This is a genomic window from Pseudomonas sp. ADPe (assembly GCF_014843515.1).
In the GTDB taxonomy this organism is placed as follows: domain Bacteria; phylum Pseudomonadota; class Gammaproteobacteria; order Pseudomonadales; family Pseudomonadaceae; genus Pseudomonas; species Pseudomonas citronellolis.
Genome location: NZ_CP062122.1, coordinates 928,769 through 942,621 on the forward strand (window position 1 = coordinate 928,769; position 13,853 = coordinate 942,621).

A 13,853-nucleotide genomic window follows, 5' to 3' on the forward strand; every position below is an offset into this window, starting at 1 on the left:
CCCCCGTCGCTACGGCGCTGGCGGGAGTGGCCTGGATGGCGTCCTGGCGTTCGGCCGCGCGGGATATGCGGACGCAGCCCACGGAGAAACCTGGGGGAAGCAGCCGATCCCCCGGCGAAGAATCGAGGCCGCGCCCCGGTTTCCGTTCCGGCAGGCCGGAACGGCGCCCTGGCTCAGGGCAGGATGGCCCGGCGCCGCGCCACGGCCAGCGCCTCCCGGCGCCGGTGCACGCCCAGCTTGGCGTAGACCGATTTCAGGTGCTGCTTGACCGTCTCCGGGGAAATCCCCAGTTCGCGGGCGATGACCTTGGTGGTGCGGCCGCCGGCCAGGCCCATCAGCGCATCCAGTTCGCGCCGGGTGAACAGGGCCTGGGCATCCAGGCGCGCGCGGAAGTGCCTTTCCCAGAGTTCGATGCAGCGCGCGATCAACTGCGCCTGGGCGTGGCCCTGGCGCCTCGACATCTCGCGCAGGTGGGTGATCACCTCGGCGCCCGCCTCGATGAAGCTCTGCACCGCGCCGCCCTGGCCGAGCAATTCCAGCGCCTCGTCGAGCACCGCCGTGGGCTGGCCGGGCAGTTCGCCGGCCAGCAGCGCGTGGGCCTTGAGCGCCAGGGCGCGGCCGACGCAGGAGCGGTTGCGCCGCTCGCGGGCCAGGCGCTCGAAGGCCTCCGCCGTCAGCAGCGCCGCCGCCATCTGCCCCTGGGCGGCCTGCAGCCAGTAGTGGGCCTGGGCGATGGCGACCAGCTCGGCCCAGAACAGCGGGCGCCCGTCCAGGATCTCCTGCCAGAGCTTCGCCAGGTTGATCTCCAGCGCCAGTTCCAGGCCGGCCTCCACCTCGCCCTGGCGCAGGCGCAGCTCCACGAGGGTCGCGGCCACCGCGCGGCGCAGCGGGTACTCCAGGGCCCGCCCGGCCCAGGCCGCCTCCAGGCTGGCCATGGCCTGGGCGCTGTCGCCGAGGAAGTAGGCCGCCCGCGCCGCGCCGATCAGGCCGCGCTCCCAGGCCTCGGCCATGGCGTTGCCCAGGCGCGAGGCGCAGTGCGCGAACGCCTGCCGCGCCTGCTCCAGCTCGCCACGCACGTAGTGGACATGGCCGAGCAGCGCATGCACCAGATGGAAGAGCACCCGCGCCTGCGGCGAGGCCAGCGGCCCGTCCTTGGCCAGCAGGAAGGTCACCGTCTGCAGCACCTCGTCGAAGCGCGCCTGGGCGCTGTCGCTCAGGGCCCGGTAGACCAGCGACCAGGGCTGGTTCTCGCGGAAGCCCTCGCTGCGGTTGACCTCGATGAACTCCTCCAGGCGCAGGCGCGCCTCGTCGATGTTGCCGTAGCGCAGCAGCAGCATGGTTTCGCTCGGCAGCACCAGGCACAGGTAGCGCGGGTCCTCGAAGAAGCGCGCGCGGGCATCGGCCACGGCCCGCACCACCACCTCGCGGGAGGCGCCGTCGCCGGCCCGCTGCACGCAGCCGATGAGCATCATCGCGCGCACGTAGAGCAGGTCGGTGCGCGTCTCCGCGTCTTCCGCCGATGAGGTCACGCCGCCGTAGGCGGCCTCCAGCCGCGACAGGTCGAGGCTGTCCTGCAGCGTCTCGCCGCTGAGCATGTGCAGGCAGATGAGCATCAGGCGCAGACGCGGCTCGCGGCGCACCAGGGTCAGCGGCAACAGTTCGAGCAGCGCCCGCGTGCGCGCCGCCCCCTCGCTGACCAGCAGGCGCACCGCGCCGGCTTCCAGGATGATCGACACGGCCTGGTAGTAGAGCCCTCCTTGCGAGGCGTGCTCGACGGCGCGGAACACCTGCTGGCGGTGGGCGTGGAAGTCGGCCGCGCGCCCCTGCAGCAGGGCGAAGCGGTCCGGCTCGCGGCTTTCCAGGCGGCCGAGGAGGAATTCGCGCAGCAGCGGATGCAGGCGCACCCGCAGCGGTTGCTCGGGCACCACGATGGGCGCCAGGCGCGCGGCCTCGCGCAGCCAGCGCTCGGCGTCATCGCGCCCGCGCAGGGCATTGGCGCTGGGCACGTCCACGCTGTCCAGGATGCTGCAGTCGAGCAGGAACCCGCTCAGCTCCACAGGCAGGCTGGCGAACACCTCCTCGGCGAGGTAATCGAAGATGCCGCCCAGCGAGGCGTACGGGTCGGTCTCCGGCGGCGCCTGGCCGTCGAGGTTGCCGTTGCAGCGCAGGCGCAGCAGTTGCAGGGCGAAGGGCCAGCCCTCGGTGTAGTTCGCCCAGTAGCGGGCGCGCGTCTCGCCCAGCTGCGCGCCGAGCAGTTGCTGCGTCTCCTCTTCGGTGAACCGCAGGTTGTCGGCCTCGACGACGCGCAGCAGCCCGGCCAGTTGCAGTTGCGTGAGCGGCAGCGCCGGTTGCCGCCGGCTGCCCAGCAGCAGGCGGCACCCCGAAGGCAGGCGCCGGGCCAGGTCCTCCAGCAGCCGCTCGACTTCGAGGTCCAGGGCCAGGTCCAACTGGTCGACGAACAGGTTGCAATTGCGCGGGCAGGCTTCGAGCAGGCCGAGCAGCGCGCCGAGGCCGGCATCCGGCGCCGGGCCCAGCCCACCCTGGTGCAGGCACTGCAGCAGGCTTTCGAGGAACAGTTCCGGCCGGCAGTCGCTCTCGCCGCAGTTCACCCAGAAGGTGTACTCGCCCCGCTCGGCCAGCAGCCGCTCGACCTGCGCCAGCAGGGTCGTCTTGCCGAAGCCCGCCGGGGCGCAGACCAGCACCAGGCGGGCGTCCCTCGGGGCGGCGCCGAGCAGCGCGTCGAACAGGCGCTGGCGGAGGAGTGAATCACTGATATCGACGATCGGGGCGAAACGGCCATCGGCCAACGTACTCATGCTTGCAGTTCCCATACGTTCTCCAGGTGGCGCCGGCGCCCCGGGCATGGCGCGGATCGCCGGCGGTGGTGCGGGCGGCCGGAAAAGGGTTGTCTCCGTTGGTCGAGTGGGTATTGCGTATCTTTCGCATCCAGGCCCGGACCAGGATGCGCTACGCACAGGTGGACCCGGCCGGCCGCCGGGGGATCGAGCCCTGTCGCGTGTCTGCACGAACCTGGCGGCCTTCCTGCCGCCTTCCGGCACGGCAGTATGGGAAGCTGCCGGCTACGGACAGCGGTAAAAACGGGGGAGTGCCTAACCGCAAATGGGGGATGGCGACGGTCATTGGCAGCACCAAGACGAAGCATTGAGAAATGCCCGCGCAAGTCAGCCATCCACGTCCGCAAGCAACGAAGGATTTGGCTTTGTATTGCGTAGGAAATCGGCCAATCTGGCGCAGCCCCATCGACATCGCCGGGACGACCCAGGTCAAGAAATCGGCGCCGCCGGCACGCTAGGCTGCGCGCCACCCAACAGGCCACCGTCCGCCAGGCCGGCTAGGCTGAGAACATGCGCCCGTCCCACCCCGGGCGCCCGCCCTTGCGAGGATTCCCCATGAGCGATGCCAGCGACAGCGCCCTGCCCGACGTCTTCAGCCTGCTGCACCAGCTGGCGCAGCACGCTGGTTCCGACATGTTCTTCAGCGTCGGCGCGGCGCCGCACATCAAGGTCGAGGGCGTCAGCCGCCCGGCCGGCGAGCGCCGCCTGCGCAGCGGCGAGGTCAAGCAGCTGGCCTACCAGTTGATGTCGCAGCAGCAGATCGCCGACTTCGAGCGCGACCTGGAGATGAACCTGGCGGCGGCGGTGCCCGGCAGCGGGCGCTTCCGCGCCAACGTCTACCTGCAGCGCGGCGAGGTGGCCATGGTGGTGCGGCTGATCAGGCAGGTCATCCCCGACGCCGCCAGCCTCGGCCTGCCGTCGATCCTGGAGAAGCTGGCGGTGCAGGACCGCGGCCTGATCCTGGTGGTGGGCGCGGCCGGCGCCGGCAAGTCCACCACCCTGGCGGCGATGCTCGACTTCCGCAACCGCCACCGCTCGGGGCACATCGTCTGCATCGAGGACCCCATCGAGTTCCTCCACAGCCACCAGCGCTCGATCATCGACCAGCGCGAAGTCGGCCTGGACACCCACAGCTTCGAGGACGCCCTGCGCAACGTGCTGCGCGAGGCGCCGGACGTGATCATGCTCGGCGAAATCCGCGACGCCGCGACCATGCAGCACGCCCTGCACTACGCCGAGACCGGCCACCTGTGCATGGCCACCCTGCACGGCACCAGCGCCCGCCACGCCATCGAGCGCATCGCCCGCTTCTTCCCCGACGAGGCCCGCCCGCAGGTGCTGGCCGACCTGTCGCAGAACCTCCTGGCGCTGGTCGGCCAGCGCCTGGTGCCGGGCACCACCCAGCGCCGCGTGGCGGCGGTGGAACTGGTGCTGGGCACGCCGCACATCCGCGGGCTGATCCAGCGCGACGAATTGCCGGAACTGCGCGGCGCCATCGAACGCGCCCTGGAGCAGGGCATGCAGAGCTTCGACCAGAGCCTGTACCAGTTGCTGGAAGCCGGCCGCATCAGCGTCGCCGACGCCCTGAAGTTCGCCGACTCGCGCACCGACCTGAGCCTGAAGATCAAGTTGGAGCGCGGCTTCGACGGCGACGAGGGCGGGAGTGCCTTCGGCATCTGAGCCCTGCCCCGCTGCATGCGCAATCGCGGATGAGATCCGCCCTACGCCAAGCCCGCCATGGGCGTAGGGCGTATAACCGTTCGCGGTTATCCGCCGCTTCACCTTTCTTGCCGGCAACTCCGTGGTTGAACCTGGCGCCGCTTCAACAGCGGCTCCGTGCTCGGCAGCGAGCGGGGGCATGGCCCAGGTCAAACGGCGGATAACGCCGGAGGCGTTATCCGCCCTACGCCAAGCCCGCCATGGGCGTAGGGCGTATAACCGTTCGCGGTTATCCGCCGCTTCACCTTTCTCGCCAGCAACTCTGTGGTTGAACCTGGCGCGGCTTCAACAGCGGCTCCGTGCTCGGCAGCGAGCGGGGGCATGGCCCAGGTCAAACGGCGGATAACGCCGTAGGCGTTATGCGCCCTACGCCAAGCCCACCATGGGCGTAGGGCGTATAACCGTTCGCGGTTATCCGCCGCTTCACCTTTCTCGCCGGCAACTCCGTGGCTGAACCTGGCGTGGCTTCGACAGCGGCTCCGTGCTCGGCAGCGAGCGGGGGCATGGCCCAGGTCAAACGGCGGATAACGCCGGAGGCGTTATGCGCCCTACGCCAAGCCCACCATGGACGTAGGGCGTATAACCGTTCGCGGTTATCCGCCGCCTCACCTTTCTTGCCAGCAACTCTGTGGTTGAACCTGGCGCGGCTTTGACGGCGGCTCCCTGTCCAGCAGCGAGTCACGTAGGATGGGTTGAGCTTGCGATACCCATCACCATGGCCCGATGGGTATCGCTTCGCTCAACCCATCCTACGAAGGGCACCTCGGCACGAGAGCGCGCGCCCGGTTCCTGAACGGCACGCCGGCCGTCTATGCTTGCCCACGCGGAGACGGCAAAATCGTCGGCTCCGCGCCCGTTCGCCATCGAGGGACCTTCATGGGCATGCGCCACCCGTTCTCCCGCCTCGCCGTCATCGGCCTGCCGCTGTGCCTGGCCGGCTGCGCCAGCCACGACGCCGAGCAGCAGCACCTGCTGTACCGCAACGACATGCTCGAGGCGAAGCTGCTGATCGCCTCCGCCGACCCGGGCAACTATGCCCGCGCCAACGACCTGCTCGAACGCGCCCGCGAGGCCGACCAGCGCGGCGAGGTGGCCTTCTACGAGGCGCTGCTGAAGATTCGCCAGCAGGCCCCGGCGGACCAGGCCCTGCCCCTGCTGGAGCGCGCCGCCAAGGCCGGCCAGCCCTACGCCATCGCCCTGCTCTACCGCGTCTACAGCCAGCCCCTGCTCGGCCAGGATGCCGACGCGCTGAAGGCCGAGGAATACCGCAAGGCCTATGCCGAGCTGGACGTGGCCAAGAGCGGCTACCCGAACTTCGAGCGCGCCGGGCAGATCGTCGACCAGCTGCTCAGCCAGCAGCCGGCGCAGTGAGCCTCAGCCCTCCTCGGGGCTGCGCGTCTCGGCCTGTTCGAAGGTGCGCTCGCCGGGGTTCTTGCCGTGGGGCAAGTGGTGTTCGATCACCGCGTTGAGCTCGGCGCCCAGCAGCAGCACCGCGGCGGAGATGTAGAAGTACAGCAACAGCACGATGATGGCGCCGACGCTGCCGTACATGGCGTTGTAGTCGGCGAAGTTCTTCACGTAGAAGCCGAAGGCCAGGGACGCCGCCACCCAGGCCACCACCGCCAGCACCGAGCCGGGGGTGATGAAGCGGAACTTCTGCTTGACGTTGGGGGTGGCGTAGTAGATCACCGCCACCGCCATCATCATCAGCAGGACCATCACCGGCCAGCGCAGCAGCGACCAGAGCACCACCACGTAATCCTGCAGGCCGATGCGCTCGGCGATCCAGCCCATCACCTGCGGCCCGAGGATCATCAGCGCGGTCACCAGCATCAGCATCACCGCCAGGCCCAGGGTGTAGAGCAGCGACAGCGGCACGCGCTTCCACACCGGGCGCGCCTCGCGCACGTCGTAGGCGGCGTTGAGCGCGTTCATCAGCGAGCGCACCGCCGCCGAGGACGACCAGAGCGCGACCACGATCCCCACCGAGAGCAGCCCGCCCTGGCGCTGCTGCAGCTGGTCGATGATCGGGTTGACCTGCTCCAGGGCCTGGCCCGGCAGCACGTAGGCGGCCTGCTCGCGCAGCCAGTCGAAGAATTCCGGCAGGTGCAGGAAGCCCAGCAGGGCGATGAGGAACAGCAGGAACGGGAACAGCGAGAACAGCCCCTGGTAGGCCAGCGCCGCCGCGTAGGTGGGCATCTCGTCGTCGAGGAATTCCTTGACGGTCAGTTTCAGCAGTTGCCAGGGGCCCAGGCGCAGGCCCCGAAAATCCATGAATCGCATGCCTGGTTTCCTTCCTCCGCAGTCCGGCCGCGGCGCGGCCCCGTGTCGACGGTTGACCCGCCGGCGCGGCTCAAGTTCGGTCCTTGCGGGCAAGCCTAGCCACTCGTCGCGGCCAGGGGAAGTTGCGCAGGCGGCGGGCAGGTGTGGGAAATGGCCTATACACTTCAGCGCAACCACAGCCGGAGGAACCCCGCATGCCCATCCCGATGCTCCGCCCCGCCCGCCGCCTCGGCGCCACCCTGCTGCTCGCCGGCGCGGCCTTCGCCAGCCTGCAACCCCAGGCCCGGGCGGAGGACGAAGCCACTTTCCTCAAGGAGTCGGCCGCCTTCTTCGAGCAGCAGAGCAAGCAGCTGCCGCTGCAGGTGGACCAGGTGACGCGCCTGGAAAACGTGCGCCTGGACACCGACAGCAAGGTGCTGCACTACCGCTACGGCATTTCCAGCATGAAGGCCGAGGGCATGCAGGCCGATGCCCTGGACAAGTTCAAGGGCGAGCAGCGCGCCCGCCTGGAGCGCGCCACCTGCCAGCAGCCGGCGCTGTTGCAGCGCATCCGCGAGCACGGCATCCGCGTCGCCCACGACTACGATGGCAGCGACGGCAAGCCGCTGACGAGCATCGAGATCGACCCGCAGAAACTCCAGTGCCAAGGATGAGTCGCGCCGACTATCACCGCGAACACGCCGCCCGGGCCGAAGCCGAGGCCCGCCGGCTACTGGCCGAGCGCCAGGCCCTGGGCGGGCGCTGGCTGGCCTGGGTGGCCGGCGAACTCTACCGCCTGGGCCCGCCGCAGTACGCGGCCATGGTCCGCCGCGAGCTGGAGCGGCTCAGCGGCCAAGCCTGAAGCGCCCGGCAGGTCTATGCTGAAGAGGCACCGGCCCGCGCCTGCGGGCCGACGGAGCGCCGACCGCAGGGATGCCAGTCCTTCCCAGTCCACGAGGTAACGGTCATGAGCAAAGGTCTGAACGCCCACAAGGAAGGCAAGAAGAAGCCCCTGAAGACGGCCCACGAGAAACGCATGGCGAAGAAGCAGAAGAAATCCGGCAATGCGCTGCTCGGCAGTCACGGGCAAACGTCCTGAGAGTGCAGCTGCGGACGGCCGCTTGGGGGCGGTTGTCCGCGAATTATTCAGGGGGTCGGTGGATGGGTTGAGCGTGTGAAACCCATGCGGTTGCGCCGATGGGTATCGCTTCGCTCAACGCCATCCTACGAAAAGCCGTGCTCGCTCATGCGGTAGGACCTTGTCCGCGATTGGATTCACCGGCCACGCCAATGCCCAGGAGGCGGCCCCTCAATCATCCGCCTTCGGATCCAACCCCGGGAACAGCACCTCGGTAAAACCGAACTTGCCGAAATCCGTGATCCGCGACGGATACAGCCGGCCAATCAGGTGGTCGCACTCATGCTGCACCACCCTGGCATGGAAGCCCTCCACCGTGCGATCGATGGGTTGCCCCTGCGGGTCCAGGCCCTGGTAGCGGATGCGCTTGTAGCGGTTCACCGCCCCACGCAGGCCGGGCACCGACAGGCAGCCCTCCCAGCCCTCCTCCATTTCCTCGCCCAAGGGCGTGATCACCGGATTGAGCAGAATGGTCGGCGGCATCGCCGGCGCATCCGGATATCGCTCGCTGCGCTCGAAGCCGAAGATCACCAGTTGCAGGTCCACGCCTATCTGCGGCGCGGCCAGGCCTACGCCGCCGGCGTGGTGCATGGTGTCGAACATGTCGTCGATCAGTCGTTGCAGTTCGGCGCTGCCGATCATCTGCGCCGGCACCGGCGGGGCGACGCGCAGCAAGCGTTCGTCGCCCATCTTGAGAATCTCGCGGATCATGCCCCTGGGCCCCTGGCTGGCGGTTGTGCGTGAGCTGGCATCCTCGCCCCTTACCCGGCGCCTGGCAAGGCCCGCTACGCCCGTCGCCCCGGGGGGCCGGGAGCGTCCAGGGAGGTAAAATTCAAAAAGTGACACCTGGCGATCCGCGTGGAACTGCCGCGAACGCCGGAGCGTTCGCCGAGGGGGGAGCCGGGGGACTGACCTGGAGGTGCTCCATGAACAGGCACTACTACATCAGCAACGACCTGGACGAGCTGGAGAACGTCGAGAGCGAGCTGAAGGCCAACGGCATCGCCGAGGAGCAGATGCACGTGCTCAGCGAGCAGGACGCGCAGCTCGACCAGCGCCACCTGCACGAAGTGCCGGACGTGATGCGCAAGGACCTGGTGCGCGGCGGCAAGTACGGGCTGGGCATCGGCGTCGCCCTGGCGGTCCTGGTGCTGGCGCTGGGCTACTTCGCCGGCTGGAGCGAAAGCGCCGCCGGCTGGATTCCGGTGCTGTTCCTGGCGGCCGTGCTGCTGGGCTTCAGCCTGTGGGAAGGCAGCTTCTTCGGCCTGCAACGGCCCAGCGGCGATGTACAGCGCTTCGCGCCTTCGCTACACGCCGGCCGGCATGTGTTCTTCGTCGACGTGCGGGCCGACCAGGAGCCGCTGCTGGACATGGTCGTCGGCCACCACCCGCGCCTGGAAGTGGCCGGTTTCGGCGCGCCCATGCCGCGCTGGGTGCTGGCCTGGGAACAGGCCTGGCACCGCTTCAAACGCATGATGTAGCGACCGTGGCGGCCGGACCTGCCGCTGGATGATCGCGCCGAGGGCGGCCGCGGGGCTGCCGGGGGCAGTTGCGGCCCGGTGGAATCAGCGCAGCTCGATGCGGTCGTCGAGGATGGTGATCAGGCCCTGCTTGAACAGCCCGCCGATGGCTTTCTTGAAATTGCCCTTGCTCACGCCGAACTCGCGGCTGATCGCCTCCGGCGGGCTCTTGTCGGACAGCGCCAGGCTGCCGCCGGCCTCGCGCAGGGCGGCGAGGATGCGCTCGCCGAGGTCGTCGCGGGCGGCCTGGCCGACCGGCTGCAGGCTCAGGCTGATCTTGCCGTCGGCGCGCACTTCCTTGATGTAGCCCTTCTCGCGCATGCCGCCGCGGACGAACTTGAACAGCTCGTTCTTGTGGATGAGCCCCCAGTGCCTGCCGTCGATGATGGCCTTGAAACCAAGGTCGGTGCGCTCCACCACCAGCAGGTCCACTTCCTGGCCCGCCTGGTAGTGCGCCGCGGTGTCGTCCAGGTAGCGGTCCAGGCGCGCGGTGGCGGTGATGCGGCGGGTGCGCTCGTCGATGTAGCAGTACACCACGCAGTAGTCGCCGACCTGCAGCGGGCGCTTCTCTTCCGAGTGCGGCAGCAGCAGGTCCTTGGGCAGGCCCCAGTCGAGGAACAGGCCGACGCGGCTGACTTCCACCACCTTCAGGCTGGCGAAGCCGCCGACCTGCACCTTGGGCTTCAGGGTGGTGGCGATGATGCGGTCTTCGCTGTCGAGGTAGATGAAGACGTTCAGCCACTCGCCCGGCTCGGTGGGCTCGTCCTTGGGGATGTAGCGCTTGGGCAGGAGGATTTCGCCGTGGGGGCCGCCGTCGAGGAACAGGCCGATCTCGGTGTGCTTGACCACCTGCAGGGAATTGAAACGGCCGATGGCTGCCATGTGCGGGACTCCGGGGAAAAGGCGCGCATTCTACACGCTCTGCGCCTGGCCGAACTGCAATTCCGCCAGGCGTGCGTACAGCGGGTTGCCGGCCACCAGCTCGGCGTGGGTGCCCAGGGCCAGCAGGCGGCCCTGGTCGATCACGGCGATGCGGTCGGCGTTCAGCACCGTGGCCAGGCGGTGGGCGATGACCAGGGTGGTGCGCCCGCTCATCAGCTGCGGCAGGGCCTGCTGGATCAGGTGCTCGCTCTCGGCGTCCAGGGCGCTGGTGGCTTCGTCGAGCAGCAGGATGGGCGCGTCCACCAGCAGCGCGCGGGCGATCGCCAGGCGCTGGCGCTGGCCGCCGGACAGCCCCACGCCACCCTCGCCCAGGTGGGTGCGGTAGCCCTCGGGCAGGCGCTGGATGAAGTCGTCGGCATGGGCCGCGCGGGCCGCGGCGCGCAGCGCTTCGTCGCTGGCGTCGGGGCGGCCGTAGCGCAGGTTGTCGTCCACCGTGCCGTAGAACAGCGCCGGGTTCTGCGACACCAGGGCGAAGCAGCGGCGCAGGTCGGCGGGGTCGAGGCGGGTGATGGGCGTGCCGTCGATGCGGATCTCGCCCTGCTGCGGGTCGAAAAAGCGCAGCAGCAGGTCGAACAGGGTGGACTTGCCGGCGCCGGAAGGGCCGACCAGGGCGAGGGTCTCGCCGGGGCACACGTCCAGGTCGATGCCGTCGATGGCCCAGTGCTCCGGGCGCGACGGGTAGGCGAAGCGCAGGCCGCGCAGCTCGATGCGCCCCTCCACGCGTTCGGGCAGGCGCAGCAGCCCCTCCTGCGGCGCGACTATCTGGTTGCGCGCGCGCAGCAGCTCGGCGATGCGCTCGGCCGCCCCGGCGGCGCGCTGCAGCTCGCCCAGCACCTCGCTGAGGGTGCCGAAGGCCATGCCGACGATCAGGCTGTAGAACACGAAGGCCGCCAGCTCGCCGGGGCTGATGCGCCCGGCGATCACGTCCATGCCGCCGACCCACAGCATCACCCCCACCGCGCCCAGCACCAGCAGGATGACCACGCTGACCAGCCAGGAACGCTGCAGGATGCGCTTGCGCGCGGTGCCGAAGGCGGCCTCCACCGTGCGGCCGAAGCGCGCGCGGTCCTGGGCCTGGTGGTTGTAGGCCTGCACCGTCTTGATCTGCCCGAGGGTCTCGCCGACGTAGCTGCCGACGTCGGCCACGCGGTCCTGGCTCTGCCGCGACAGCTCGCGCACGCGGCGGCCGAACAGGAGGATGGGCGCGATCACCAGGGGCAGCGAGGCCACCACTATGCTGGTCAGCTTGGCGTTGGTGACGAACATCAGGATCACCCCGCCGGCCAGGGTCAGGGCGTTGCGCAGGGCCATGGACAGCGAGGAGCCGATCACCGTCTGCAGCAGCGTGGTGTCGGCGGTCAGCCGCGACTGGATTTCCAGGGCGCGGTTGCTTTCGTAGAAGCCCGGGTGCAGTTCGATCAGGTGGTCGAAGACGCGCTGGCGGATGTCGGCGACGAAGCGCTCGCCGATCCACGACACCAGGTAGAAACGCACGAAGGTGCCCAGCGCCAGGCCCAGCACCAGCAGGAAGAAAATGCCGATGGAGCGGTTGAGCAGGTGCTCGGACTGGGTGACGAAGCCCTGGTCCACCAGCAGGCGGATGCCCTGTCCCAGGGACAGGGTGATGGCCGCGGTGAACAGCAGCGCCAGCAGGGCGCCGAGGGCGCGCCAGCGGTAGGGGCCGAGGAAGGCCCGGGCCAGGCGCAGGGCATTGCGCTGGCGGGACGACAGCAGGGGCATGGAAGGCTCGCGGCGACCGGGAATCGACCGAGGTTAACACCCTGCCGCGGGCCCGGCGATGGCGCTGCAATGGCCCTTCGGTCGATTTTCACCCCGAAGGACGGTCATTTCCTGTACAATGGGCGGCCATTTCGCGAATGAACAGGTAATGGCAAGCATGTCCAGCAAAACCATCTCCCGCCAGAAGTCCGCCCCGAAACCCGCTGCGGCCGTGACCAGCCGCGAGGCCCTGGAAGCCCAGGTGGCCGCCTTCCTCAAGTCCGGCGGCGAGATCCAGCAAGTCGCCAAGGGCGTGACCGGCCAGCCCAACGGCGCCGCCAGCCGCCACATCAGCCTCGGCAAGAAGTAATCCCCCCGCTCCTCCCGTAGGCGCGAGCTTGCTCGCGGACCCCGCCATCCCTGGCCCGGCGTTCGCGAGCAAGAGCCCTACCCTCCTCCTCCTTTCATACGACATCCGGCGATTTCTCCCGCCCGACTTGCATTCCGCCGCGCACGGCCAATGCTCTGAGGAACCCCACGAGGCTTTCCAAGGAGAGATGCCATGCTGCCATCGGCGGACCGGGTGCTGTCGCGCAACCTGCTGGACGTGTTGATACGCGCCGGGCTCATCCTGTTCCTGGCGGTGTTCTGCTTCCGCATTTTCCACCCCTTTCTCGACCTGATGCTCTGGGCGCTGATCCTCGCCGTCACCCTCTACCCGCTGCAGGGCATGTTGCAGCGCGCCCTGGGCCAGCGGCCGGCCCTGGCGGCGACGCTGCTGGCGCTGGTGGGCCTGGCCCTGCTGCTGGTGCCGGTGGTGCTGATCGGCTTCTCCATCGCCGACTCGGTGGCCGACCTTGCGCACCGCTTCCAGGCCGGCGGCCTGCGCATCCCGGCGCCGTCCGAGGCGGTGGCCGGCTGGCCGCTGGTGGGGCCCTACATCTACAACGCCTGGCAGCGGCTGGCCGAGGACTTCCTCGGCGCCGCCCAGCAGGCCGCGCCGCACCTGCAGGGCGTGGCCCGCACGGTGCTGGCCAAGGCCGCCGGCGTGGGCATGGAGCTGCTGCAGTTCCTCGGCGCCTTCCTGGTGGCCTGCGTGATCATGGCCTACGGCCCGCTGGGCGCGCGCACCGCCGAGGACATCGCGGTGCGCATCTCCGGCCCCGAGCGCGGCCCGGAACTGGCGCGGCTGAGCACCGCGACCATCCGCGCGGTGGCCCAGGGCGTGGTCGGCGTGGCCTTCATCCAGACCCTGCTGCTGGGCCTGGGCTTCATCGTCATGGGCATCCCCGCCGCCGGCCTGCTGTCCCTCGGCGTGCTGCTGCTGGGCATCGTCCAGTTGCCGGTGGCGGTGATCTCGCTGCCGGCCATCGTCTACGTGTTCTGGAGCGGCGACTACGGCACCGTCAGCGCAGTGGTGTTCACCGTCTGGACGGTGCTGGCCGGGCTTTCCGACAACGTGCTCAAGCCGCTGATGCTCGGCCGCGGCGTCGCCGTGCCGATGCCGGTGATCCTCCTCGGCGCCCTGGGCGGGATGCTCACCGGCGGCATCATCGGCCTGTTCATCGGCCCGGTGGTGCTGGCCCTGGGCTTCCAGCTGTTCATGACCTGGGTGCGCGAGGGCGCCCGGCCGCCGGAAGCCGAGGACGTCTCGCCCTGAACGCCCGGCCGGGGAGTACAATGGCGGCCTTTCCCGCC

The 13,853-nt window shown here is 69.5% G+C and carries 13 protein-coding genes; 8 read left to right on the forward strand and 5 right to left on the reverse strand.

Going from position 1 to position 13,853, the window contains the following annotated elements:
* Positions 1-173: 173 nt before the first annotated feature.
* Positions 174-2,816 (reverse strand): LuxR C-terminal-related transcriptional regulator, encoded by a 2,643-nt coding sequence (locus tag IG194_RS04220; RefSeq protein ID WP_160329421.1) that lies wholly within the window; start codon positions 2,814-2,816, stop codon positions 174-176.
* Positions 2,817-3,410: 594 nt separating this feature from the next.
* Here IG194_RS04220 and IG194_RS04225 point away from each other — a divergent pair.
* Positions 3,411-4,535, forward strand: a complete 1,125-nt coding sequence (locus IG194_RS04225; protein ID WP_058490542.1) for a PilT/PilU family type 4a pilus ATPase — start codon at positions 3,411-3,413, stop codon at positions 4,533-4,535.
* A gap of 915 nt (positions 4,536-5,450) precedes the next feature.
* Positions 5,451-5,945 (forward strand): hypothetical protein, encoded by a 495-nt coding sequence (locus IG194_RS04230; protein ID WP_058490543.1) that lies wholly within the window; start codon positions 5,451-5,453, stop codon positions 5,943-5,945.
* 3 nt (positions 5,946-5,948) lie between these two features.
* On the opposite strand, the gene IG194_RS04235 is transcribed toward IG194_RS04230, so the two are convergent.
* Positions 5,949-6,857 carry a YihY/virulence factor BrkB family protein gene (locus IG194_RS04235; protein ID WP_009621718.1) on the reverse strand — a complete coding sequence of 303 codons (909 nt, stop codon included), beginning with the start codon at positions 6,855-6,857 and terminating at the stop codon, positions 5,949-5,951.
* Positions 6,858-7,051: 194 nt separating this feature from the next.
* Here IG194_RS04235 and IG194_RS04240 point away from each other — a divergent pair, with 194 nt between their 5' ends.
* From IG194_RS04240 to IG194_RS33015, 3 genes are all read left to right on the forward strand, one after another.
* The gene (locus IG194_RS04240) at positions 7,052-7,510 is read left to right on the forward strand and encodes a hypothetical protein (protein WP_058490544.1); all 459 of its coding nucleotides are present in this window, start codon (positions 7,052-7,054) and stop codon (positions 7,508-7,510) included.
* Positions 7,507-7,698, forward strand: a complete 192-nt coding sequence (locus tag IG194_RS04245; protein ID WP_043270763.1) for a hypothetical protein — start codon at positions 7,507-7,509, stop codon at positions 7,696-7,698. The genes IG194_RS04240 and IG194_RS04245 overlap by 4 nt, the downstream gene beginning before the upstream one ends.
* Before the next feature lie 105 nt (positions 7,699-7,803).
* Positions 7,804-7,935 (forward strand): hypothetical protein, encoded by a 132-nt coding sequence (locus tag IG194_RS33015; RefSeq protein ID WP_009621712.1) that lies wholly within the window; start codon positions 7,804-7,806, stop codon positions 7,933-7,935.
* A gap of 210 nt (positions 7,936-8,145) precedes the next feature.
* Here the strand turns inward: IG194_RS33015 and def are convergent, their stop codons facing one another.
* Positions 8,146-8,685 (reverse strand): peptide deformylase, encoded by a 540-nt coding sequence (gene def, locus IG194_RS04250; RefSeq protein WP_058490545.1) that lies wholly within the window; start codon positions 8,683-8,685, stop codon positions 8,146-8,148.
* A 215-nt stretch (positions 8,686-8,900) separates the two neighbouring features.
* Between def and IG194_RS04255 the strand changes: the two genes are divergently transcribed.
* The gene (locus IG194_RS04255) at positions 8,901-9,455 is read left to right on the forward strand and encodes an NAD/FAD-utilizing enzyme apparently involved in cell division (RefSeq protein WP_043270768.1); all 555 of its coding nucleotides are present in this window, start codon (positions 8,901-8,903) and stop codon (positions 9,453-9,455) included.
* A gap of 84 nt (positions 9,456-9,539) precedes the next feature.
* Here IG194_RS04255 and IG194_RS04260 read toward each other — a convergent pair whose 3' ends face one another.
* Complete coding sequence (locus tag IG194_RS04260; protein ID WP_058490546.1) at positions 9,540-10,376, reverse strand: S1 RNA-binding domain-containing protein; 837 nt, start codon at positions 10,374-10,376, stop codon at positions 9,540-9,542.
* 30 nt (positions 10,377-10,406) lie between these two features.
* Positions 10,407-12,176: an ABC transporter transmembrane domain-containing protein gene (locus tag IG194_RS04265; RefSeq protein WP_058490547.1), complete on the reverse strand. Its 1,770-nt coding sequence runs from the start codon at positions 12,174-12,176 to the stop codon at positions 10,407-10,409.
* Between the two features lie 157 nt (positions 12,177-12,333).
* Between IG194_RS04265 and IG194_RS04270 the strand changes: the two genes are divergently transcribed.
* The gene (locus IG194_RS04270; RefSeq protein WP_009621696.1) at positions 12,334-12,525 is read left to right on the forward strand and encodes a hypothetical protein; all 192 of its coding nucleotides are present in this window, start codon (positions 12,334-12,336) and stop codon (positions 12,523-12,525) included.
* A gap of 192 nt (positions 12,526-12,717) precedes the next feature.
* On the forward strand, positions 12,718-13,815 hold the full coding sequence (locus tag IG194_RS04275) for an AI-2E family transporter (protein WP_043270772.1): 1,098 nt from the start codon (positions 12,718-12,720) through the stop codon (positions 13,813-13,815).
* The last annotated feature ends 38 nt before the right edge of the window (positions 13,816-13,853 follow it).